We start from the raw sequence: 25695 nt of genomic DNA, 5'->3' as shown, positions 1-25695 counted from the left end.
AACATTTATGAAAAAATTATTTTTATTATCAGTTGCAGTATTAGGTTTTGTATTTACTTCAAACGCTCAGGACATCTCAGAGAATGCCATTGGATTACGTTTAGGAGATAGTCAAGGTTTAGGTGCAGAAGTATCATATCAACATGCCTTAGGTTACAATAATAGATTAGAAGCCGATTTAGGTTGGAGAAATGGTAACAACTTTAGTGCTGTAAAAATTACTGGTATTTACCAATGGGTTTGGGCTTTAGATGGAGATTTTAATTGGTACGCTGGTGTTGGTGGTGGTTTAACTTCCTTCTCAGGAAGAGAAGAACAAGATGGAAACAATGGTACTGGATTATTTGCGGCTGGAGATATAGGAATAGAATATAATTTTGATATTCCTTTACAATTATCATTAGACTTTAGACCAGAATTTGGTAGTAATGATTTTACAGACAATACAATTTTCGATATCGCTTTAAGTATTCGCTACAGATTCTAAGAATATTGAATATATATATTAAAAAAGCACCTTTTTAAGGTGCTTTTTTTTTGTTTTTATACCTAATGTCTTAATTTTTTTTCAATTCTATTTAAGGATATTTATAAATTTAAAATGTGTTTTAAGGTTTTAAATACTTTTTGTGCTTAAAATTTTATTTCTATTATTTACTAATTCCATAATTTCTTCGGTAGATAAGTAGTATCTTTTTATTCGAGCCTTATACTCCGGCTTAATATCGGAATGGTTTAATATGAAATTTTTAGTTTTTAATATATATTTTTCCATGCCATGTTTTACTGCAAACATATCAGCAGCTCTTTCCGCTTCTATAATATGGCTATCAGAAAATAAGTATTTCAATCCAAACCATATTAAATTAAGCTTACTTCTGTTTTGGTAATCCATAATATGTCCTAATTCATGACCAATCCAACCTATTAAAATATCAGACTCAATATGCTTAGTTAAGAATTCTTTGTCTGCTATTTTGAACGTTTTACTAATTAAAATTATATAACTTCTTTTCTTTTTTCTTTTAAAAAAACTTCCAAATGTTGGTCTAGCCTGCATTGTAGATTTTTTTATGTTTTTCTTAAATTTAAATATGATGCTTATACCCTTCAAATCTGGGTAAAACTTCAAAGCTTGCTCTGCAACAGATTTAATAGACTCGGGAATAATATGTGGTGTTTTCATAGTTTAAGTTTTATATAATGGTGATGTTTTTATTTATACTCATTAACAAACGTTTCCCATTCTTTAAATTTATCTTCTCCCATAACACGTTCCATTTTTACTTGACCTCCTTTTTTCTTGTTTACACCGCTCCATTCGTGAAAAATTGCTGGATTTATCACTTTTGCATTAACGCCTTTTAAAGCTTTACTTCTTGCTACTTTATAATTTTTATTAGCATCTTTTAAAAACCCATCCAAAGCCACAGAAACTTCAGTACTATTAAGATTTTCGTTTTCACTTCCTAAATACCAAAAATGATAAAACTCACCATCTTTTCCACGTTTAGCACAAATAGTATATTCTGGTATTTTTGTTGAGAATTGATCTTCTAACTTTTTCATGGCGTCATCCATTTTATTAACAGAAAGTTGAGACCCAACCGTGTTTAAAAAGAATTTAGTACGCCCAGTAATTTTTATTTCTGCGCGATCTACGTTAGTAAATTCAACAGTATCGCCAATTAAGTAGCGCCATGCGCCACTAACCGTACTAATTATTAATACATAATCTTGTTCTTTTTCAACTTGCTCTAAAGTTAAGGCAGGCGCATCTTGTGCTAAAGAGCCATCTTCATTTATATATTCTGGTTTAAATGGTACAAACTCAAAATAAATACCACTATCGGTATTTAATTTCATAGCATCTGTTTCTGGACGTACTTGAGTTGCCAAATACCCCTCGGAGGCTAAATAGGTATCTATAACCGTTACTGGTTTTCCCATTAAAGCATTAAAACTTTTTTCGTAGGGACTAAAAGCAACTCCTCCAGAAGTATATACCTGTAAATTTGGCCAAATGTCATGGATATTATCTAGCCTATTGTAGTCTATTACTTTTTGCAACATCAATTCAATCCATGAAGGAATACCACTTAAGGCACCAATATCCCAATCTTTTGCACGTTCAGCAATACGCTGCACTCTAGCATCCCAATCATCAATTTTTGCAATGTCTTCTCCGGGTTTATAATAACTTCTAAACCAGTAGGGAATATTACTTGCACTTATTCCACTAATTTCGCCTTCAAAGTGGTTATTATTTTCCTCTAAATCTGTAGAGCTACCTAGCATCATGATTTCTTTTTCAAAAAAATCAGCCGGTAAATCAAAGTTTTTCAATGCAAACACTTGTTTTATACCTGATTCCCTTATGGCCGAAATCATATCATTGGTAACAGGAATACGTTTGCTTGTTTTTCCTGTTGTACCCGAACTTAATGCGAAATAAGATGGGGCTCCCGGCCATGTAACATCGGTTTCTCCTTCATGTAACTTACTCCACCAAGAATAATTAATTTCGTTATAATCAAAATAAGGAACTGTATTGGCATAGGCAGATAAGATATTATCTGATTCTAAAATTTTAGAAAAATTATAATACGCACCAAATTGGGTGTTTTGGGCGGTGTTTAGTAGTTTTTTTAGTACAACTTTTTGAGATTCAATAGGATTAGTCTCTTTAGATAACGAACCTTTTAACTCAATTACGCCTTTAATTATATTTCCTAGAATAGCCATGTTTTGTTTTTATTCAAAGATCAATAAAAACAAGGACTAGGCTTAACGTAAATACTAAAAAAAGTATCTCAAACGCCTTTGATTATAACACAAAACACTTAGCCAATGTATCTTCATAAATAGCCTCGTATTTAGGAACAATAGCATGTAAATCGAATTTTAAAGCTTCTTTACGTGCATTTTCTTTAAAGGTTTTTAAACGTTTTTCATCACTTAAAATGTAAAGTGCATTTTTTGTCATATCGTCAATATCGCCAACATCACTTAAAAAACCAGATACACCATGAATATTAACTTCTGGCAATCCTCCTGTATTACTAGAAATAACAGGCACTCCTGAAGCCATAGCTTCTAAGGCGACTAAACCAAAACTTTCAGTTTGGGATGGTAGAAGAAACAAGTCTGAAAAACATAAAATTTTATCGATTTCATTACTTTTTCCGAAGAATACAACTTTATTTAAAATATCTAATTCTTTACAGCGCAATTCTACTTGTTCTTTTTCGGGACCTTCACCTATAAACATTAGTTTTGCAGGCATTTCCTTCTGAATATTATAGAAAACACTAATAACATCCTGAACGCGTTTTACGGGTCTTAAATTACTAATATGCGTGATTATTTTTTCATCATCATTCGCCATCATACCTCTTTGGCAATCGGTAAAAGCATGATTATATTTTTCTAAATCTATAAAATTTGAAACTACCGAAATATCATTTTTAATATCAAATAACCGCAGTGTATCTTCTTTTAAACTTTTTGAAACGGTAGTTACGGCATCGGATTTATTTATACTAAAAGTTACCGCAGGTTTATAAAATGGATGGCTACCAACTAATGTGATATCTGTGCCATGCAATGTGGTTACAATAGGCACTAATATGCCTTCTTCTTGCAACATTTTTTTTGCCATATAGGCTGCATATGCATGTGGAATAGCGTAATGTACATGAAGTATTTCTATACCGTGGAGTTTAACCATGTCCACCAATTTACTAGATAAGGCTAATTCATAGGGTTGATAATGAAATAAGGGATATTCGGGAACTGTAACTTCATGATAATGCACATTATTGCTAATCAACTCTAACCTAACTGGCTGATTGTAGGTTATAAAGTGTATTTCATGACCACGTTTAGACAATTCTAAACCCAGTTCTGTAGCAACAACGCCACTACCACCAAAAGTTGGATAACAAACAATACCTATTTTCATGTCTTATGTTTTAAGTGTCCTAAGTTTTAAGTGTCTAAAGTGTAACTTTAAATACTATCAACTTAAAACTATAAGTAATTTTAATCTTCTAGAGCTTCATAAATTAAGCTTTGAATATCTGTTCTAATATTCTCCCTTAACAATAAGTTTTTTCCAGCATGCGGATACGTTCTATTTGCCAAAAACACATAGACAATCTCTTCTTCCGGATCTGCCCAAGCATAAGTTCCTGTAAAGCCAGAATGCCCAAAGCTTGTCATTGAAACACAACCACAGGTTGGCCCAGAATCTCCTAATTGTGGTTTATCAAAACCTATACCTCGCCTATTATTATTTCGGCAATAATAGCAGGTATTAAACTTATCGACTGTTTCAGGTTTTAAATAACGTTTTCCGCCATAATACCCTTTTTGTAAATACATTTGCATAATCTTAGCAACATCGTTAGCATTACTAAATACCCCTGCATGCCCACCAACGCCGTTTTGCATTGCAGCTCCCATATCGTGCACATAACCATGTACTTTTTGATATCTATAATAATCATCAACCTCAGTAGGAACTATTTTTTTACTACTGATTTTGTGGTACGGATTATACAAGGTATAATTTGCTCCTAACGACTCATAAAAATGCGATTGTACTAACTCGTCTAATGTTCTGTCGTAATGATGTTCAATAAATTTCTTTAAAATATAATATGGGAAGTCGCTATAGCGATATCTTTTAGTTTCTAAAAGCTCGGAATTCCTTATTATTTCGGGTAAAGAATCCTGATAATCAGTTCTTAAGAATAAATTTTTCGTGACTTCAATATTAAATTCTGGACTGCGAACTTTTCTATAATATTTTTTACTAGGACGTTTGGTAACCGAATCTAAAGTATGATAATAAAACGGCTCCCAAGGTCTTAATTGGGCATAATGCGATAACATACTTTTAAAAGTGACATTGGCCTTATTGGAGTTTTTATACTCCGGTAAAATGGTAGATAACTTAGTATCAAGTGTTACTATGCCTTGCTCCTCAAGTTCCATTAACAACGGTAATGTTGCTAGAATTTTGGTTAGTGAAGCTACATCATAAATATTATCAAACTCAACTTTTTCTTTTCCGCTATAGGTATGCTTACCAAAATTCTTATTGTAAATTACTTTTCCCTTTCTAGCCACCAATAATTGTATTCCAGGTGTCATTTGTGCATTAACCGCGTAATTGGCTAAGGAATCTAGTTTTTCTAATTTTTTAGAACTCATACCTACACGTTCTGGAATGGTATATCCTAAATTTTTAAGTTCGTTATATTTTATGCCCTCGCCTACTTTAAAATAATTACCTATAGAAACCGGCAATGTTCCTTTTGCGGCTAAAGCTCCAAAAATAAGTTGTGCTGATTTACGCTGAGCAATTTCGCTATTCTGGTAGCTTACAATAATACCTTCAATATTCTCAATGGTATTTAAGCTAGAAAGCGCATAAGGTTTTACAAAGGCATCTAAAATAACAGTATGGGATTGCGCCATTTCGTTAAGCCAAACCAATTCTTTATTACTAAATTTATACGACTTCCAGGGATTTTCATTAGAACGATGAAACCCAACAATAACTGTATTATACGGTTTTAATTTATTCATTAAAGTGAACAAATTATCGGATTCTATTTCATGTACTTTGGTATATTTTTTTAATTCATCGAGGAATGGTGCTCCAGAATCGTCACCTAGTTTTACGTAAGCAATATTTTTAGTTTCCAAACGGCGTAGCGGAAGTATCTCTTCTTTACTCTCAACTACAGTAATAGCATTTTCAAGCAATTCTTCATATAATATATCATCCTTTAATCTATTTAAATCATTTGATAAATTATAAAGCCCAATAGGTTCGTAATTATGAAGTCCAACTTTATATTTTGCTTGCAGAATTTTTTTTACTGAATGTTCTAAACGTGCCTCAGTAATTTCTCCTTTGTTATAGGCTTCAATAATTTTAGAAACTCCGATACCTACATTTTCAGACATAAGCATCACATCATTTCCGGCTTTAAATGCGGCTAAATCGATATCTCCCGTTTCACTAAAATTGGCTGCACCTTTCATGGTTAAAGCATCTGTATAAATTAGTCCTTTAAAACCTAGGCGTTCCTTTAAAATATCGGTAACAATGTGTTTTGATAAAGACGACGGATAGTTTTCTCGCGTTTCTAAACTAGGCACATTTAAATGCGCTACCATAACACTTGATAAGCCTTCGGTAATCAATTTCTTGTAAGGATATAACTCAATAGAATCTATACGTTTTTCATTAAAACTTACAGTAGGTAAGGTTTTATGCGAATCTTGATCGGTATCTCCATGCCCAGGGAAATGTTTGGCATTTGCCAAAACACCTGCATCTTGCATACCTTTCATAAATGCTAGTGCTTTTTCTGTTACATTGTCTCTATCTTCACCAAAAGACCTGTTTCCAATAATAGGGTTCTTAGGATTTGTATTAATATCTACAACTGGTGCGAAATTAAAATGCACGCCTAAACGTTTACAGTGTTCGCCTATTTGCCTTCCGGCTTGTTCCACCAGTTTATTGTCTTTTATCGCTCCAAGTGTCATATTCCATGGAAATGCATAGGTAGAATCTAAACGCATACTTAAACCCCATTCGGCATCCATTCCAATAAGTAATGGTATTTTAGATAGCGATTGTAACTCGTTATTTAACCTTGCTTGTCTGTTTGGCCCACCTAAAGAATATATAATACCACCAATATGATGGTCTTTTATGGTTTGAACCACTTTGTTTTTGGTGCTTTGGTCTTGATTAGACATAACTTGCACCATATACAACTGCCCCACTTTTTCTTTTAAAGTCATGGCAGCATATACGCTATCTACCCATTTTTTTTGAGCTTCAACGTCTTTAGTTAACAAGGGATTTATTAAGGTTTGTGCAATAACCGGTAATACAAGTAAACACGTAATTATTGTAATATAGATACGACGCATAAAAGATTTGTTAAGGGAAATTATCAGTAATACTAGTAAACACTAATAATCATGCCAAAATAATACTTTTAAAAAGAAGATAAAAAGACTTTAAGATAGATTTATAAAGAAGTTTAAAACAATATTTATAAATCCAGTTTAGGTTTATAGGATTTAATTACTTCATAAAAACTGCAAGAGACCGCATCAATAAAAATTTATTGAGTTATAAATAATCCAATTATCGTATTATTATATTCGGACACCGTATTCTAACCTTGTAATAATCCTACGGACACCTAATAATAAATGATGTTGAACCGTCCATATTTTAATAAGACGTACTTATAAATAAGTATTAAAAAACAGTAGCTAAAAAAACAAAGCTTTAGTACATTAAAGCCCCCTATTTAATAAAACGCCCATGCCAACTTTCGCTTGCAGGAACTTCCCAGTTTTCATTAAACTCTGCTATATTATTGACTAAATTATTGAACACAATAGTATTTTTAGATACTGCTTTATCTTTAGCCATTTTTCTGAAATCTGAGAGTGTTTTATGTGCCACGAATTCACCCTGTTTGTAGGACACGTTCATTTTATCCATTAAATCGACATTATATTCTTTTTCTAACTGTTGAATAAAATGCACAGACGAATCGATTGAACACCCAGTTGCCTTGTTTACATCTTGATTTAAAGCTAGCACTATAAAACGCTTATATTTAATAGTATAACCGGCTTGTAAATCGCTACCATGCGCTGTCCAATTTTCTATAAAAATATTAAGTTTAGCTCGAATTTCTTCAAGTTCAACCTCTGAAAATGAACGATTGGCTTGGTAAATCCAAACTCTTGATTCTTCTGGTAATGTTGTAAAATCTACTAGCATTTAATTAAATAATTTGGGTTCTTCCGTTTGCAGGAATAAATTCTTTTATAAACCTTGAGCATTTGCTATTAATTCGGCAATGTCCAATACTTCCACTTCGCTTTCTTTTTCTTTGGCTTTAACACCATCTGTCATCATAGTATTACAATACGGACATCCGGTAGCTATAATATCAGGATTAGTTTCTAGCGCACCTTCCGTACGAAGCACATTAATATCCATATCGCCTTTTTCGGGTTCCTTAAACATTTGAGCCCCTCCTGCACCACAACACAAAGCTGTACGTTTATGCTTTTTCATTTCGATAATGTTGGCCTTAGTTTGATTTAGAACTTCTCTAGGCGCATCGTATTCGTTATTTGCTCGACCTAAATAACAAGGGTCGTGAAATGTTATTCGTTTCCCTTTATATTGATCGTTTAATCCTTGTAGCCTACCCGCTGCAATAAGTTGATTAATAAATTGGGTATGATGTAAAACTTCGTACTGTCCACCTAAACCTGGATATTCATTTTTTAAACAGTTAAACGAATGCGGATCGCAGGTAACTATTTTTTTTATTTCGTAAGCGTTTAAAATCTCTATGTTTGTAACGGCTTGCATTTGAAATAGAAATTCGTTTCCGGCACGTTTTGCTACATCGCCCGTATTACTTTCTTCGGTACCTAATACAGCAAAATCGACATTGGCTTTGTTTAAAATTTTAACAAATGCTTTTGTTATTTTTTTTGCTCTATCATCAAAACTACCTGCAGACCCTACCCAAAATAATATTTCTGGTTGTTTTCCTTCGGCCATAAAATCGGCCATTGTTGGTACTTTTAGTAATTCGCTCATAGTATTTTATTTAATACCTACTTTGTTTTTACACTTTCTAGGATTATTATTAAATGTTGGTTGCTGCGTTAGGGATTGTAGCGGCATACTTTTTTTTGCTACCATAAATGGCAAAAAAAAATATAGCGTAAAGCCCGACCCTTGCGGTAACGCCCAATTTATTTTATTCGTCTTTCCAGTTTAACCTATCCATTTGATTGTAAGGCCAAGGTGCACCATTATTCTCGATATTAGTCATCATATTATTTAATTCTACTGGCGCAGCAGATTGCTCCATAACTAAATAACGACGCATTTCTAGGATAATAGAAAGCGGATCGATACTTACCGGACACGCCTCTACACAAGCATTACAGGTGGTACATGCCCAAAGTTCTTCTTTAGTAATATAATCGCCTAGCAACTGTTTGCCATCGTCTTTAAACTCACCATGGTTAGTATCTATGTTTTTACCTACTTCCTCTAACCTATCGCGAGTATCCATCATTATTTTTCTTGGCGATAATTTTTTACCTGTTAGGTTTGCAGGACATTCGCTAGTACACCTACCACATTCTGTACAGGTATAAGCGTTTAATAATTGTACCCAGTTTAAATCTTGAACATCGCTAGCTCCAAATTTTGCTGGTATTTCCTCTTCGGCACCTTCATCAGGCACCGCAAATGGATCTGCATTAGGATCCATCATCATTTTTACCTCGTTGGTTACGGCATCTAAATTATTAAACTGACCTTTAGCTTTTAAATTACCATAATAGGTGTTTGGAAATGCTAACAGTATATGTAAATGTTTTGAAAAGTATAAATAGTTTAAGAACACTAATATCCCAACAATATGCATCCACCAAGCACCACGCTCAATGCCATGCAATGTGCTTTCTGAAAATCCGGAAAACCATGGTGTGATAAATTGGCTAACTATATTTCCTGAGTTTAAAGCTTGAAATTGCAGATCGGTAGCATTCATGACTAAAAACAGGGTCATTAACACCATTTCAAAATACAAAATGTAATTACCATCGTTTTTAGGCCAAGTTGTCATTTCACTTTTCCAGAAACGCGCAATTTTTATAACGTTTCTACGAATCCAAAATACAATTACTGCGACAAAAACTAAGCAGGCTAAAATCTCGAAGGTACCTATAAGAAAACCATAAACCGATTGTGGCAGTACACTTAAACCAATGCGGTGTGTACCCAATAAACCATCAATAATAATTTCTAGAACTTCAATATTTATAATAATAAAACCGACATAAACCACGACGTGCAAAAACCCCGAAATTGGGCGGCGTACCATTTTACTTTGTCCTAAAGCAATCATGGCCATGTTTTTCCAGCGTTGCGATTTGTTATCGCTAACATCCTTATCTTGTCCTAATTTGATATTCCTAATTAGTTTTTTTACATTTTTTGCAAAAAAGCCAATGCCCAAAATTAGTACTATTGCAAATAGCAAGTTTGGTATATATTCCATAGTGTTTAGTTAGATTCTGGTTCTTCGTAAGGAATTTCTTTTTTAGAAAGAATTCTAGTGTAGCGGTTTGGATGTAATTTAAAATCTAATAATAAAGATTCTAATTCGCTAGTTGCGCCTTCTAAATTATTATATAATTCATCATCCTTTAACAGTTTACCCATGGTGCCTTTACCTTGTTCTAAATTAGCCAAAATAGTATTAAAGTTAGCTAAGGTAGCTTCTAAGTTTTTTACTGTTTGTCCTAAATCTGATTGAGACAGGGACCCTGTAATTTTAGTTAAATCGCTAGTTGCCTTTTCAGCATTTGTTAATACAGCATCAATTTTAGCTTCATTGGCCTGCATTAACTGGTTTAATGAATTTGAAGTCCCTTTAAAAGAATCTATAGTAGCACTTAATCCAGCTATACTTGTTCTTAAATGTGTTTTAGTTTTCTCATCGAATATATCATTTATGTTAGCAAGCAACGAGTCTGCACCAACCATCATAATTTCTATTTTTTCCTGTAATGGCGTTAAACGTTGGTTTACTAGTTCGGTTAAACCCGCTTTTATTGTTCCCTCTAAAACAGCATTATTTTCAGCAATTTCTGCACCATCAAAGGCTGGAATAATTGCAATAGCCTTTCCTCCTATTAACCCTGTTTCATATAACTCTGCCCTACTATTTTTTGAGAATTTAAACTCGCTATCTACTAAAAGCTTAATTAAAAGTTTTCCTGAACCATCACCTTTAAAGTCTATATTAGTAACCTGACCTACGGCTAACCCGTTAATAGTAACAGGTGTTGATGGCACTAAGCCTTCAACGTTCTCGTATTCTGTATAAAAAGTAAGCGAGGAGTTAAAAAGATCTCTTCCTTTAAGGTAATTAAAACCATAGTACAATAAAATGATACCTAATAATACAAGTACGCCTGTTTTTACTTCTCTTGTTATTTTCAAAATTGAATGTCTTTTAGATAAACAAATTTAATATAAATTTAAGAAGTAAACCTCTAATTACTTATTGATTTTAAAGCTTCGGTAAGGGCAATCTTTTTACCTTCTTTAAAAGCGACAATAAAACTAGATTTATAGCCTTTACTTTTGGTCTCTTGCTCTAGAACTTTAACCTTTTCATAATCAGAAGAATTACCGTAAAAATACTTATACAAACCACCCTCTTTTACTCTAGAAATGGCGCTTAATCCTTTAAAATTATAAGGTTTGGTTTCCAAAGCTTTTGAACTTGCCGCAATTTGAACTTTAAAAACGATATTAGTTGAATTACTTGTGCTTGGTTCTGGTGTGTTATTGTTTATTTGGTAATTAGCAACATTGGTCTCTAAACTTTCTTTATATTCCAAAATAGCATCTTTAATAGCGTTAGCCATTTGAATTTGTCCCTTCTTAGAATTTAAATATGCACCTTCATTTTTATTGGTTAAAAACCCTAATTCTACCAGTACACTTGGCATAACAGTTTGATGCAAAACAATAAATCCTGCTTGTTTTACCTTTCTGTCTTTTCGATTTAATTTGCTTGTAAACTTTTTTTGAATTAAACCGGCCAATTGAATACTTTGGTCTAGGTACTCCTCTTGACTTAAAAGAATACTCATTACTGATTCTGGTGAATTAGGATCGAATCCTGCATAATTTTTTTCGTAATCCTCCTCCATAAAAATTACAGAGTTCTCTTTTTTAGCGACCTCAAAATTGGTTTTATTTCGATGTGTTCCTAAAACAAAAGTACCTGCACCATAAGCTTGTGAGGTATGCGAATCGCAATGAATAGACACAAATAAATCTGCCTTTTCCTTATTTGCTATTTTACCTCTAACAAATAAATCGATAAAAACATCTGTTTTGCGCGTATAAACGACCTTTATATCTGGGTTCTTTTCTAATTCTTTACCAACGGCTAATACTGTTTTTAGTGCAATATCTTTTTCTTTATAACCATTACCTAAATTTCCAGGATCTTTACCACCATGACCAGCATCTAAAACAACCACAAATTTATTAGCCTTAGTTTGCACATCGCTTGTTATAAATGAAGATAATGTTAATACTATTATAAAAGATACGAAAATTAATAAGTTGTTCGTTTTCATTTGATGAATACTATTTTTTAAATCGTTTACTGTTTAAATCGTTTCAAGGTCGCCTTTATTAATTACCTTATTGATTGAACTATTTATTTGATTTTAACGGCCAAAAAAGTGGGTTTATTTTAATTTTAAATTTTTAGTTGATTATTAAATCAATCACAAAAAAATATATGTAATTTTGACTTTTCAAAAACCGAGCCATACTTTTACAAAAATACATTTAAAAGCGTTGCATACAAACAACTTTAAAATACTTTTTGCACTAAGTTTTACTGTGTTTATCAACACGTTAAGCTTTTCTCAAGATATCCCTAAAAAAGGAAAAGGCATTAACAGAACTGTTAAGGATAGTTTAGTTACTAGTGTTGACAGTCTCGACGTTTTAAAGACTTCAGAGAAAACTCAGGATACCATTAAAAAAGATTCTATAAAACCTAAAAAGGAATTCTTAGAAAACATCGTTAAGTATCACGCCAAAGATTACACGACATTCAGTAACAAAAAGCAAAAGCTATATTTGTATAATGAAGCCAAAATTGATTATGGCGACATGAATATTACTGCAGGAAGTATAACTATAGATTATAATACCAATACTGTTTTTGCTGTAGGTATTACAGATTCTATTAATGGGTATAGCCAAAAACCTATATTTACTCAAGGTAGTAATGTTGTTGAGCCCGACTCTATCGTTTTTAACACTGAAACTCAAAAGGCATTAATTTACAATTCGAAAACAGAACAAGGAGAAGGTACCGTAATATCAGAACTTACTAAAAAAGAAAACGACTCCGTATATTTTGTAAAAGATGCTAAATATACTACCGCTACTAATTTAGAAGATCCGGAATATTACATAAAATTAAGAAAAGCTAAAATTGTACCAGGTAAAAAAATTGTAACTGGTTTAGCCAACTTATTTATATATGATGTACCAACACCTTTGGGTTTACCTTTTGGATTTTTTCCACAAAGCGAAACTCAAACTTCTGGAGTTATAATTCCAACCTTTGGAGAACAAAATGACAGAGGTTACTTTTTACAAAATGGTGGTTATTATTTTGCCATTAATGACTATGTAGATTTGGCTGTTTTAGGAGATTATTACACCAACGGAAGTTACGGTTTACGTTTAGAAAATAAATACAAGAAAAGATATAAATACAGTGGTAATGTTGGTTTTAGATATGAAAATTTAATAACTAGCGAACGTGGGTTTTCAGATTATGCCACTAGCACTATTTATAATTTAAGGTGGTCCCACAGTCAAGATTCAAAAGCAAATCCTAATTCTCGTTTTTCAGCATCTGTAAACTTAGGTAGTAGTAATTACTATCAGCAATCTATAAATCAAGTAAATGTTTCTTCGTTTTTAAATAACACACTATCATCATCTGTATCATATTCCAAAACGTTTCAGGGCGAACCTCAGGTTAATTATAGTTTAACAGCCACGCATTCACAAAACACCAATACCGAAGAAATAAATATGACACTTCCAACATTTCAAGGAAGCGTTGGCAGAGTATATCCATTTGCATCTAAAAATGGGTCTAAAAAGGGTATTATTCAAAATATAAACTTGCAATATAACGTTCGCGGGGAAAATAGAATTACAACTACAGATTCATTATTCTTTAAAAAAGAAATGTTTGATGATGCTAAAGCGGGCTTTCAACACTCTATTCCTATATCTACAAACTTTAAATTATTTAAATATTTTAGTGCTAGTGCTAGCTCTAGCTTTAATGAAGTTTGGACTTTTAAAACCGTTGACAAGACCTATGATAGCGTTGAAAGAGAAACGGTAACAGAAACTATAAATGGCTTTGATGCCTTTAGAACCTATAATTTTAGCACCAGTTTAGGAACCACAGTTTACGGTATGTTTAATTTCGAAAAGGAAGGTAAAGATCCCAAAATTAAAGCCATAAGACACGTTATAAGACCTTCTATTAGTTATAATATAAATCCAGCTTTTGATAAATATTATGATACTTACGAAGTAGTAAGTGCGGATGGTTTAACTACTAGCGATGTTGATTTTACGCGTTTTGAAGAAAGCATATTTGGAACACCTAATAAAACGTTTTCAAGTTCTATGGGTATTTCTGTTTCTAATAACCTTGAAGCCAAAGTTAAAGACAGGGATAGTACGGCTACTGAAGATAAAAAAATAACCATTTTTAATAACTTAAACTTTTCTACATCTTACAACTTTGCTGGAGATTCTTTAAAATGGAGTCCGGTGCGTGTTAGTGGTGGTACGCAATTGTTTAAAAACAAAATGAGTGTGAATTTTGGAGCTACCTTAGATCCATATGCATTGGATAACAACAATAGCAGAATTGACACTTACAACATTGATAATGGTGGTAGCCTTTTCAGATTAACTAGTGCCAATATGAATGCCAGTTGGTCGTTCTCTAGTAAAGATGGTAATAGCAAGAATAAGGATAAAGATTCTAGTTTAGAAGAAAACAGGCGTAGTGGCGGTCGGGATGACGATTTGTTTGGTGTATCTCAAGATTTTGCAAATCAACAAATAGATGACAAAAAAGGCGATAAAGAAGAGAAACCTAGTGAGTTGTATAATTATAAAATACCTTGGAATTTTAGGGTTGCCTATGCCGTAAATTATTCAAATAGTACAAGGCAAAGTGAAATTTCATCACACTCCCTTATGTTTTCTGGCGATATCGATTTGTCTTCAAAATGGTCTATTGGTGGTTCCTCTGGTTACGATTTAAAAAATGCAGGTTTTACCTATACCCAACTCCGTTTTGAACGTGATTTACTAAGTTGGCGAATGAATTTTAGCTGGGTTCCTTTTAGTGCTAACAGTTCTTGGAATTTCTTTATTGGTATAAAATCTAGTATATTAAGTGATCTTAAATACGAAAAACGTAGACAAGCCGATATTCAATTATAAATCTGTGTAATACTAGCTTATGTTGAGATTAAAAACCTAGAACCAGCTTTTTTTTTACGGATAACTAAAAATTATACTATTATGAAAACCATTATCACTACCAAAAATGCTCCGGCTCCAATAGGACCCTATAATCAAGCTATACTAACAGGCAACACCTTATATACCTCGGGCCAAATTGCTATAAACCCAGAAACAAATACCTTGGTTATTGATGATATATCAAAAGAAACTAAGCAAGTCATGCAGAATTTAAAAGCTGTTCTCGAAGCGGCAGATATGACTTTTGAACATGTAATTAAATCCTCTATATTTATTAGTAATATGGATAATTTTACTACTATTAACGAGGTTTACGGTAGCTTCTTTAACGATGCTAATGCACCAGCTAGAGAAACAGTAGAGGTTGCTAGATTACCTAAAAGCGTTAATGTAGAAATTAGTATGATAGCTGTAAAATAAGCCTAATGGTTTAATGGTTAATAGCGGTAAACTTTTCTAGTAAGCCCCTAAGCTTTAAAACATCAATAGGTTTTGGTAAAAAATCATCAATACCTGCTTGTTTTGCTTTTTCAATATCCTTTTCAAATGCACTAGCAGATACACCAATAATTGGTGTCTTACTTCTATAATATTTATCGGTTTCCTTTATAAGTTTAGTCGCCTGGTATCCATCCATATCTGGCATATAAATATCCATAAAAATCATATCAAAATCCAATATTTTATAAAGCTCAACAGCCTCCAAACCATTTTTAGCAAAGGTACAATCAGCACCTTGCTTTTCTAAAAGGAATTTAATTACCTTTTGGTTCATTCTATTATCTTCTGCAACTAACACATTAAATTTGGTGGACAATATAGGCTCGCTAGTTTCTTCAAACTTTTTAACGTTTAAGGTCTTTTTAAGCTGTAAACTAAAATAAAAGGTAGACCCTTCATTTTCCTTACTTTCTAATTTCAGCTCTCCTCCCATAAAATTGACTAATTTATGAGAAATTGATAAGCCCATGCCCCCACCTCTATAATCCTTTTTAATAGAGTTATCATAAACACCATCAAAATTATTAAAGACGTGTTTCACATCTTCCTCCTTCATACCTATACCTGTATCTTTAATATAAAAGGTAATAATTTGATCGTTATCAATACCTACAGACTGATCGACAATTATTGATATTTTTCCAGCATTTGTAAATTTTATGGCATTATTAATTAAATTAATTAGCACTTGTTGAATTCGCTTAGAATCAGCAAAAACCAAAAATTTACCGTTATTTTCAGATATAAATTTGTATTCAAACTCTAAGCCTTTTTCCCAAGCCTGATATTCTAGAATTTTAAAAAGTTGAGATAAATCCGTTTTTAAATCGGTTGTTTTTAAATTCAATTTCAAATCCTTATCGTTAGATTTTTGGTTGTCAGAAACCATATTTACTAATTGCAATAAGTGTTTTGAAGAATATTCAGCTATTTCAACCTGAGCTGTTTGGTCACTATCAAGGTCGGTTTGCCTTAACATATTTAACATGCCCAAAACGGTGTTTAATGGGGTACGCACCTCATAAATCATATTCGCCAAATAAATAGATTTTTGGTTAGCCACCTCTTCAGTATGCTCTAAATTTTCTTTTAACTCATCTAACCTTGTCCTAAGGTTTGCTTCTACAACATCATTTTTAAGTTGGTTTTTTAAAAAATATTGTAAAGCAAAAACTTGTAAAATGGCTAGAATAAACAAAAAAATGGCCGCACTTTGAGCGTAAATTTTCTTTTCTAAATAAAAATAACCAATAAGTAAAATGGCGGTAATAGATGCAAAAATGAAAAAAGATAATTTCTTTTTCATTTTTAATTGTCTTATAGATTTAGGGAAACCCTTCATTAATTAGTGCTTTTAACAAACTTATCTATAAATATACGAATTAGCAAAACTATTATTTAGTATTAAGTAGTTTAATTACTATGAAAATACTTAAATTTAAACTTTAATCATTTATTAAAAAACAATTCTTAAATGCGCATAGAATATGAAATTAAGTTAGGGTTTAAAGATGTAATGATTCGCCCAAAACGCTCTACACTAAAAAGTCGATCTGAAGTTAACCTAGAACGCGAATTTAAATTCCTGCACAGCCCTATTACTTGGAAAGGAATTCCAATTATAGCGGCAAATATGGATACCGTAGGCACCTTTGAAATGGCTAAAGTATTATCAAAAAACAAACTTTTTTCTGCCATACACAAACACTATACAATAGAGGAATGGGCTGAGTTTTTAAAAAACACGCCTGCAGGTATTGAAGACTTCATTGCTGTTAGTACTGGAATTGGTAAAAACGATGCCGATAAATTATCGAAAATCATTACCCAACACCCACAACTTAAATTTATTTGTATTGATGTAGCCAATGGCTATTCAGAATATTTCTCAGATTTCGTTAAACAAACACGAATAGCCTATCCTGATAAAGTAATTATTGCAGGAAATGTGGTTACTGGCGAAATGGTTGAAGAGTTACTACTTTCTGGAGCCGATATTGTAAAAGTTGGTATTGGTCCAGGTTCGGTTTGTACCACACGGGTTAAAACCGGAGTGGGTTACCCACAGCTATCGGCAATTATAGAATGTGCCGATGCTGCCCATGGTTTAGGCGGACAAATAATAAGTGATGGCGGTTGTGCTATTCCTGGCGATATCTCAAAAGCCTTTGGTGCGGGAGCCGATTTTGTAATGTTAGGTGGTATGTTGGCTGGCCACGACGAAAGCGGTGGTGAAACCATTGAAAAAGAAGGCCAAATGTATCGGAAATTTTACGGTATGAGCTCTGAAACTGCCATGGATAAGCATGTTGGTGGTGTCGCTGAATATCGAGCTAGCGAAGGTAAAACTGTCGAAGTGCCTTATCGAGGTAAAGTCGAAACAACACTGCAAGATATTTTGGGTGGTATTCGCAGTACATGTACCTATGTAGGCGCAGCCCGGTTAAAAGAATTAACGAAATGCACGACTTTTATTCGTGTTGCAGAACAAGAAAACAGAACCTATACCCATTAACATTTAAAAGTATTTTATATCTAGTCTTATTCTATTTTTAGTGCCAAAAGTTAATTGATTTTTAATTTTAGCATTTATTGCAAGTATTAATATTAAAATCATAATTTAAGACTAATAATTCTGAGACTAATTATGTGTTTTCTTAATATAAAACCCTTAAATTGTATTATCTAATAATTAAAAATCAACTATGGCGTTAAAAATTGTAATTTCTCACAAAACAAAGTATAAATATGACAGACCGGTTTCGTTATCACCACATATATTTAGATTAAGACCTGCCCCCCATAGCAGAACGCCCATAGAAGCTTATTCCATAAAAATTACGCCCGAAAATCAATTCTTCAATTGGCAGCAAGATCCATTTGGAAATTATATGGCGCGTTTAATTTTTCCTGATAAAACAACCGAACTGACTATAGATGTAGAAATTATAGCCGATTTAAAAACGATAAATCCGTTCGATTTTTTTGTTGAAGAATATGCAGAAGAATACCCTTTTGAATATAAAGAGGAAACCAAAAAAGAATTACTACCCTATTTAGAAATTACTGATAAAGGAAAACTACTTCAGGAATTTCTAAAAACATTAGATTATAAGCCTAGAAAAACCATTTATTTTTTAATCGATATCAATCAAAAAATATATGAGTTTTTAAATTATAACATTAGGATGGATCCTGGTGTACAATCCTGCGAACAAACATTAGATATAAAAAGTGGTTCCTGTCGCGATTACGCCTGGTTATTTGTTCAAACTTTGAGACACTTAGGTTTTGGTGCGCGATTTGTATCGGGTTATTTAGTGCAATTAAAATCTGATGAAAAATCTTTAGACGGCCCTTCTGGTCCTGAAGAAGATTTTACCGATTTACATGCCTGGGCAGAAGTGTATTTGCCTGGTGCCGGATGGATAGGTTTTGATGCTACTTCTGGTTTATTAGCTGGCGAAGGTCATATCCCTTTAGCATGTACCCCTACTTTTGAAAGTGCTGCCCCCGTTTCTGGAATGTCTGATGTTTGCGAAACTGAGTTCTTTTTTGAAAACTCCGTAAAACGTATTTTCGAATCGCCAAGAGTTACCAAACCTTATACTGAAGAGCAATGGAAGGCTATTTACAAACTAGGTTTTAAAGTAGAAAAACAATTAGAAAAAGGAGATGTGCGTTTAACCATGGGTGGCGAACCCACATTTGTATCTATTGACGATATGGAATCGCCAGAATGGAATACCGATGCCGATGGTCCTCATAAAAGAGAACTAGCCAAAAACCTTTCTGCACGTCTATACGATGAGTTTGCAAAAGGAGGTGTATTACATCAAGCGCAAGGAAAATGGTATCCGGGAGAACCTTTACCACGATGGTCTATAGAATTGTGCTGGAGAAAAGATGGTAGAAACATTTGGCATAATAAAAAATTATTATCCTTGTTTTCAGATAATCCTATAGTTCCTGAAAATGCCGATAAATTATTCCTAGAAACCCTTACTAAACATTTAGGAATTACAGATACCACTATTGTCCCAACTTACGAGGATGCTTTCTATTTTATGTGGGAAGAAGGCAAACTCCCTATAGATGTCGATCCCACAAAAGATGATGGCGCACTATTGGTTAAAAACAAACTAAAAGATATTCTTAAAGATGGTAAATCCAAAGCAGTTGGTTATGTTTTGCCATTAAACAATTCTATAGGCACTTGGTATACTAGTGACTGGACTTTCCGTCGAAACCACTTATTTTTAATACCCGGAAACTCTCCTATTGGCTTGCGATTACCATTAGATTCTTTAATTAGAAAACCTGAACATGACGAATTCCCACAGTTTGTCGCTGATAATTTTTCGGTAAAAGGACGACTACCAAGCTTCAAAAAAACCGCAGCCACCCGTTACGAGCATGTCGTTAATAACGGTGCTGAAATAGATAATAAATATTTTATTAGAACGGCCTTATGTTCCGAAGTTCGAGAGGATAAATTATACTTGTTTTTACCTCCAATGGATTCTGCCGAAATATTTTTAGACCTCATTGCCTCAATTGAAGCTACCGCAAAAAAATTGAATATCCCTGTTATTTTAGAAGGCTACGACCCGCCAAAAGATCACAGATTAGAATCTATGAAAATAACTCCAGACCCTGGAGTTATTGAAATAAATGTGCATCCAGCTAAAAACTGGGAAGAGTTAACACATAACACATTAACTTTATACAAGCTCGCTAAGCAATCCCGATTAGGCACCGAAAAGTTCATGCTCGATGGTAAACATACGGGTACAGGCGGTGGAAATCACGTCACCTTAGGTGGTGTATCACCAGCCGATAGCCCACTTCTTCGTAAACCTAGTTTATTACGAAGTTTACTCACCTTTTGGCAACATCACCCAGGATTATCTTATTTATTTTCTGGCGCTTTTATAGGTGCAACAAGTCAAGCGCCACGAATAGACGAAGCGCGTATGGAAAACCTATACGAACTCGAAATAGCATTTAGTCAAATACCAAAAAATGGTGAAGTACCATTTTGGTTAACCGATAGGTTATTTCGCCATTTACTAACCGATTTAACAGGAAATACACACCGTGCAGAATTCTGTATCGATAAATTATATTCACCAGATTCTTCCTCAGGGCGATTAGGAATCCTCGAGCTCCGTGCTTTCGATATGCCACCGCATCCTCAAATGAGTTTAATGCAAAACCTACTGGTAAGAACACTAGTAGCTTGGTTCTGGAAAAAGCCATACGAACATGATTTAGTACGTTGGGGCACCGAGTTACACGATAAGTTTTTAATCGAGCATTATGTAAGAGAAGATATAAAAGACATTGTTGAGCAACTTAATAGAGCCGGATATAAATTTCAAGAAGATTGGTTTAATCCATTTTTCGAGTTCAGATTCCCACTTCATGGTATGGTTCAAATCAATAATGTGCATTTGGAGTTACGTGCAGCTATCGAGCCTTGGAATGTATTGGGCGAAGAAATGACCGGTGGAGGGACGGCGAGATATGTCGATTCATCCGTAGAGCGTATTCAAGTAAAAGTCAATCATTTTGTTGAAGAACGGTTTGTTCTTACTTGTAACGGTGTAAAAGTACAATTAAATAATACAGGTGTAAAAGGGGAGTTTGTTGCTGGAGTGCGTTACAAAGCATGGAATCCGCATTCGTCTCTACACCCAACCATAGATGTAGACACACCATTGGTTTTTGATATTGTAGACACCTGGAATAAACGCTCCATTGGAGGTTGCACTTATTATGTGGCCCATCCTGGAGGACGTTCGTACGAGAATTATCCTGTAAATAGTTACGAAGCCGAATCGCGACGCATAAATCGTTTTTGGGAATTCGGACACACACAAGGTACCATCGAAGAAAAAGAAGGCATCATGCAAGGTGGCGAAAGCATATCGAAAGTCGAAAAACAAGAAAGCTCTAAAAAGTTTAGTTACAAAGAGCTGCCAATAAATTTCGAGTTTCCATACACCTTAGATTTACGTAAAAAATAAAGTTTAATACCATTTCTCATGGAGCAGTAAGGTTACATGAGAAATGGTTAAAATAATTTAATCCTGCATTAATTTGGGCGTTACCCATAAAGGGTCGGGCTTACCGCTGTATCTTTTTTTGCCATTTATCGCAGCAAAAAAAGGATGTCACTTCAATCCCTAACGCAGTGTTACGCAAACATCCTTTAGGTTAAGCTTTGCGTTTCGGTTTAGATATATTTTTGCTTTTAGAGCCTATAAATGTTTAATCTAATTGTACTTAACACGAAATTAGTTGGTTTTGGTTGTCCCCTCGAGGGGACTTTAGGGGTGTCATCAATTTAAAAACAGCATTACCTTACAAAACACCAATACACTTCAATCTTAGGCCATTTTCTTTAAATAAAAAACCAAATCACATCTTTAGTACTTATAACAACATTTTACATTAATTTTGCAGTTCCATAATATCAAAAAATGCCCATTACAACTAAACCATTATTCCAGGATTACTTTTCTGATTTTAAAGGCTATGACGAGGTTTTAAAACCCAATATGTCTATCAGCTCAGAATGGCAACCACTGTTAAACAAATTTTCAGAAGTCGAAACCGAGAACCTCCTGTCTAAACAAGACGAGATTAATTGGTTAATGGAAGAAAATGGTGTTACCTATAACGTGTATAACGACCCTCATGGTCTTAACCGTTCGTGGGGTTTAAATGTGGTTCCCTATGTTATCCATCAAACCGAATGGGAATCGACCATAGAAAAAGGTATTCAACAACGTGCTGAATTACTAAACTTAGTTTTAAAAGATATTTATGGCAAGCGCGAACTTATAAAAAACGGTATTGTACCCGAGGAGGTTGTTCTCGCACATCGCGGATTTTTAAGGCAATGCGATCAAATTCAATATAAAACATCAAAGCATTTACAAATCTACTCACTAGATTTGGCTCGTGGTCCAGATGGCCGCATGTGGGTAGTTAGCGATCGTACGCAAGCGCCTTCCGGAATGGGATATGCTTTAGAAAACAGATATGCACTTAACCGTGTTGTGCCAGATCTATTCGAAAATATTAACGTTAAACAACCCCTAGCGTTTTTTAACGATTTAAAACAAATGCTGCTCGATGCTGCACCTCAAAATCAAAGCAATCCCAATATTGTTATCCTTACTCCTGGTCCGCATAACGAAACCTATTTCGAACATGCGTATCTAGCTTCCTATTTAGGCTATCCTTTAGTTATGGGTAGCGATTTGGTGGTGCGTAATGGTAAACTATGGCTTAAAACACTTAAAAGATTGAAGCAGGTTGATGTTGTTTTAAGACGTGTAGACGATGCTTTTATGGATCCCTTAGAGTTACGGGAAGATTCATATTTAGGCGTTGCAGGCTTACTTGAAGTGGTTAGAGAGCAACAGGTGGCCATTGTAAATCCTATTGGTTCTGGTATTTTAGATAATTCGGGGTTAATTCCGTTTATGAATGCCATTTGCAAGTACTTTTTTAAAGAACCATTAATACTACCACAAATTGCATCTTGGTGGTGCGGACAAAAAAAGGAATGCGAATATGTTATCGAGCATTTAAAAGATTTAGTAGTAAAACGTATCGATCGTTCTAACCGAGAAAATATTTATTTCTGCGAATTTTTAGACAACGATGCCCTAAAAAAATTAAAGGATGAAATTTCGTTGGCACCTTATCAATTTGTAGCCCAAGAAAAAATATCGTTTTCAACAGCACCAAATTTAGTAAAAGGTAAATTAGAACCTCGTAAAGTATCGTGTCGCACTTTTGCTATTGCTAAAAAAGACGGTTATAGCGTTATGCCTGGAGGTTTAGTTCGTGTGGCGGCCGATCGTAAAAAAATATTTGTATCCAACCAACGAGGTGGTATTAGTAAAGATTTCTGGATAGTTTCTAACGACAGTCAAAATCCGTTGCGTAATTACTCCTGGGATTCTTCATCTAACCATACCATTTCAGATATTAATGATTTATCCAGTAATACCGCCGAAAATTTATTTTGGTCTGGACGCTATTTAGGACGTTCGTTAGTTACCGCACGTTATTTACGTGTAGTACTTAATAGAATGAACCAAGGGCAATCTACAAGCCGCAAGTCAGATTTAGACACCTTAAAATTACTATACCAATCGATAACCAATATAACCTCGACATTCCCTGGTTTTATTGGTGAAGGTTCCGAAGAGCGCCTAAAACACCCCTTAAAGGAAATTGTTTCTTTAATTACCGACGAAACCCGCATTGGCAGTCTTGCGCAAACCATGAATAGCTTTAACAACGCCTATTACTCGTTAAGAAGTTTATGGTCCAAAGACATGTGGCGTGTTTTTGATGGCATAAAAAAACAATGGGAAACCTTTATTAAAACCAAAGACTTTTCAATTAATAAACTCATAAAATTCCTTGACCGTATTATTACGCGCCTTATAGCTTTTATGGCACTTATAGAAGAAAGCATATTAGTAAATCAAGGTTTGTTACTTTATTTTATTGGCTTGCAAACCGAACAATCGATGATGCATGTCGAAAAATGTCGCTCTTTATTGGTAGTAAATTATGAAGAGCAAGTACAATACGAAGTTTTAGAAGCCTTTTTAAATAGTAACGAAAGTCTTAATATTTATAGGTACAGTTACCGCTCGTACTTAAGTGTAGAAAACGTAATTAAACTGTTGTTAATTGATAAAGAATATGCCAAGTCGTTGGCCTATAAAATAACACGTATAGAAAAGGACGTTAATAAACTGCCTTATTCTGAAGGTTCGAATACAGTAACGGCTTGCAAAGCCAAAATATTAAAAGCACATACTAAAATAGAAAGTTTAGCTATTGATACCCTTTTAAAATTAGATGACGACGCTGGCCTACGACAAAATCTAGATGATGCCTTAGCCGAAATTAGCGAGCTTTTACACGAAACATCAATGGAGGTTTCAAATACCTATTTTAACCACTCGTACACACAAAAACAACTGACAAACCAAAACTTTCCACTACAATAACCATGTTATATCAAATATCCCATACTACAAGTTATTTATATGAAGTTGGTGTAACCTTCTGCCATAATATAGCCACTATAAAACCTAAGGATATACTGGGGCAAACAGTTGTTGATTATAAGTTAGATATTAGTCCAACGCCAACCGAATTCTCAGAAAAAATAGACTTTTTCGGAAATACCATAACTCGGTTTTCCATACAAGAGCAGCATAAAACTTTAAAAGTAACCGCTCTTAGTAAAATACTTCGCGACCACACGTTGGAACCTGATATTTACAAATCGGAAAGCGGTCAAAAAATAACCTTAATAGAAGCTTTAGCAGCGCTAAAAATCGAAACTCGAGGGCATTTACATATTAAACAATTTGAATTAGAATCTATTTTAATTGCCAATATATCGAAAGATATTAGGACTTACGCCGAAGCATCTTTTAAACCCAATCGTTCTATTTTTGAAGCGGCGTACGAGCTCATGGAACGTATTTTTAAGGATTTTGAGTTTAACCCTAATGTTACAAACGTAGCCACGCCAATACACGAGGTTATGGTTAACAAAAAAGGGGTTTGTCAAGACTTTGCGCAAATAGCTATCGCTTGTATTCGATCGATAGGTTTACCAGCACGTTATGTAAGTGGCTATATTGAAACCTTACCACCTCCGGGAAAAGAAAAGTTAGTTGGTACCGATGCTTCTCATGCTTGGTTTTCCATTTACATCCCTACGTTTGGATGGGTTGATTTCGATCCTACCAACAACCAAATACCCAAAGACCAACATATTGTTGTGGCTTATGGACGCGATTATTACGATGTGCCGCCTTTAAAAGGAGTTATTTATAGTTCGGGAGCTAATAAAATGAAAGTGGCTGTGGATATTCGACCTGCGGTTTAGGCGTAGCTTTTAATAATTAGTTTTAGGCTAG

General features: G+C 34.0%; 17 protein-coding genes. 7 read left to right on the top strand and 10 right to left on the bottom strand.

Annotated features, from left to right (window positions below; translation table 11 throughout):
* Positions 1–7: 7 nt before the first annotated feature.
* On the top strand, positions 8–487 hold the full coding sequence (locus ABJM36_RS16175; RefSeq protein WP_348452607.1) for a hypothetical protein: 480 nt from the start codon (positions 8–10) through the stop codon (positions 485–487).
* A 129-nt stretch (positions 488–616) separates the two neighbouring features.
* On the opposite strand, the gene ABJM36_RS16170 is transcribed toward ABJM36_RS16175, so the two are convergent.
* From ABJM36_RS16170 to ABJM36_RS16130, 9 genes are all read right to left on the bottom strand, one after another.
* On the bottom strand, positions 617–1186 hold the full coding sequence (locus ABJM36_RS16170) for a hypothetical protein (protein WP_348452606.1): 570 nt from the start codon (positions 1184–1186) through the stop codon (positions 617–619).
* Between the two features lie 29 nt (positions 1187–1215).
* Entirely contained in the window at positions 1216–2745 is a 1530-nt protein-coding gene (locus tag ABJM36_RS16165; protein ID WP_348452605.1) for a GH3 auxin-responsive promoter family protein, read from the bottom strand.
* Between the two features lie 82 nt (positions 2746–2827).
* Positions 2828–3964 carry an N-acetyl-alpha-D-glucosaminyl L-malate synthase BshA gene (bshA, locus tag ABJM36_RS16160; protein WP_348452604.1) on the bottom strand — a complete coding sequence of 379 codons (1137 nt, stop codon included), beginning with the start codon at positions 3962–3964 and terminating at the stop codon, positions 2828–2830.
* Between the two features lie 80 nt (positions 3965–4044).
* Complete coding sequence (locus ABJM36_RS16155; RefSeq protein WP_348452602.1) at positions 4045–6963, bottom strand: glycoside hydrolase family 3 N-terminal domain-containing protein; 2919 nt, start codon at positions 6961–6963, stop codon at positions 4045–4047.
* Positions 6964–7348: 385 nt separating this feature from the next.
* A complete protein-coding gene (locus ABJM36_RS16150; RefSeq protein WP_348452601.1) occupies positions 7349–7834 on the bottom strand; it encodes an ABC transporter ATPase in 486 nt (161 codons plus the stop codon).
* A gap of 45 nt (positions 7835–7879) precedes the next feature.
* Positions 7880–8671, bottom strand: coding sequence for a (Fe-S)-binding protein (locus ABJM36_RS16145; protein WP_348452600.1), 792 nt, complete (start codon positions 8669–8671; stop codon positions 7880–7882).
* A gap of 163 nt (positions 8672–8834) precedes the next feature.
* Positions 8835–10148: a (Fe-S)-binding protein gene (locus ABJM36_RS16140; protein ID WP_348452599.1), complete on the bottom strand. Its 1314-nt coding sequence runs from the start codon at positions 10146–10148 to the stop codon at positions 8835–8837.
* A 5-nt stretch (positions 10149–10153) separates the two neighbouring features.
* Positions 10154–11095, bottom strand: coding sequence for an MlaD family protein (locus ABJM36_RS16135; RefSeq protein WP_348452598.1), 942 nt, complete (start codon positions 11093–11095; stop codon positions 10154–10156).
* Positions 11096–11148: 53 nt separating this feature from the next.
* Positions 11149–12249 (bottom strand): N-acetylmuramoyl-L-alanine amidase, encoded by a 1101-nt coding sequence (locus ABJM36_RS16130; protein WP_348452597.1) that lies wholly within the window; start codon positions 12247–12249, stop codon positions 11149–11151.
* 175 nt (positions 12250–12424) lie between these two features.
* On the opposite strand from ABJM36_RS16130, the gene ABJM36_RS16125 reads away from it, so the two are divergent.
* Positions 12425–15178: a putative LPS assembly protein LptD gene (locus ABJM36_RS16125; RefSeq protein ID WP_348452596.1), complete on the top strand. Its 2754-nt coding sequence runs from the start codon at positions 12425–12427 to the stop codon at positions 15176–15178.
* Positions 15179–15259: 81 nt separating this feature from the next.
* Positions 15260–15640 carry a Rid family detoxifying hydrolase gene (locus ABJM36_RS16120; RefSeq protein WP_348452595.1) on the top strand — a complete coding sequence of 127 codons (381 nt, stop codon included), beginning with the start codon at positions 15260–15262 and terminating at the stop codon, positions 15638–15640.
* A 10-nt stretch (positions 15641–15650) separates the two neighbouring features.
* On the opposite strand, the gene ABJM36_RS16115 is transcribed toward ABJM36_RS16120, so the two are convergent.
* Positions 15651–17027 carry an ATP-binding protein gene (locus ABJM36_RS16115; RefSeq protein WP_348452594.1) on the bottom strand — a complete coding sequence of 459 codons (1377 nt, stop codon included), beginning with the start codon at positions 17025–17027 and terminating at the stop codon, positions 15651–15653.
* Positions 17028–17195: 168 nt separating this feature from the next.
* On the opposite strand from ABJM36_RS16115, the gene ABJM36_RS16110 reads away from it, so the two are divergent.
* The 4 genes from ABJM36_RS16110 to ABJM36_RS16095 all read left to right on the top strand — a co-directional run bounded on the left by ABJM36_RS16110 (position 17196) and on the right by ABJM36_RS16095 (position 25664).
* Positions 17196–18236 (top strand): GMP reductase, encoded by a 1041-nt coding sequence (locus ABJM36_RS16110; RefSeq protein ID WP_348452593.1) that lies wholly within the window; start codon positions 17196–17198, stop codon positions 18234–18236.
* 190 nt (positions 18237–18426) lie between these two features.
* Positions 18427–21753: a transglutaminase family protein gene (locus tag ABJM36_RS16105; protein WP_348452592.1), complete on the top strand. Its 3327-nt coding sequence runs from the start codon at positions 18427–18429 to the stop codon at positions 21751–21753.
* Positions 21754–22209: 456 nt separating this feature from the next.
* The gene (locus ABJM36_RS16100; protein ID WP_348452590.1) at positions 22210–24771 is read left to right on the top strand and encodes a circularly permuted type 2 ATP-grasp protein; all 2562 of its coding nucleotides are present in this window, start codon (positions 22210–22212) and stop codon (positions 24769–24771) included.
* Between the two features lie 2 nt (positions 24772–24773).
* Positions 24774–25664 carry a transglutaminase family protein gene (locus tag ABJM36_RS16095; RefSeq protein ID WP_348452588.1) on the top strand — a complete coding sequence of 297 codons (891 nt, stop codon included), beginning with the start codon at positions 24774–24776 and terminating at the stop codon, positions 25662–25664.
* Positions 25665–25695: the final 31 nt, after the last annotated feature.

The organism is Algibacter sp. (assembly GCF_039977455.1).
Taxonomy (GTDB): domain Bacteria; phylum Bacteroidota; class Bacteroidia; order Flavobacteriales; family Flavobacteriaceae; genus Algibacter_B.
Note: the sequence above shows the minus strand (reverse complement) of the source record. Positions and strands in the feature narration are given on the sequence as shown.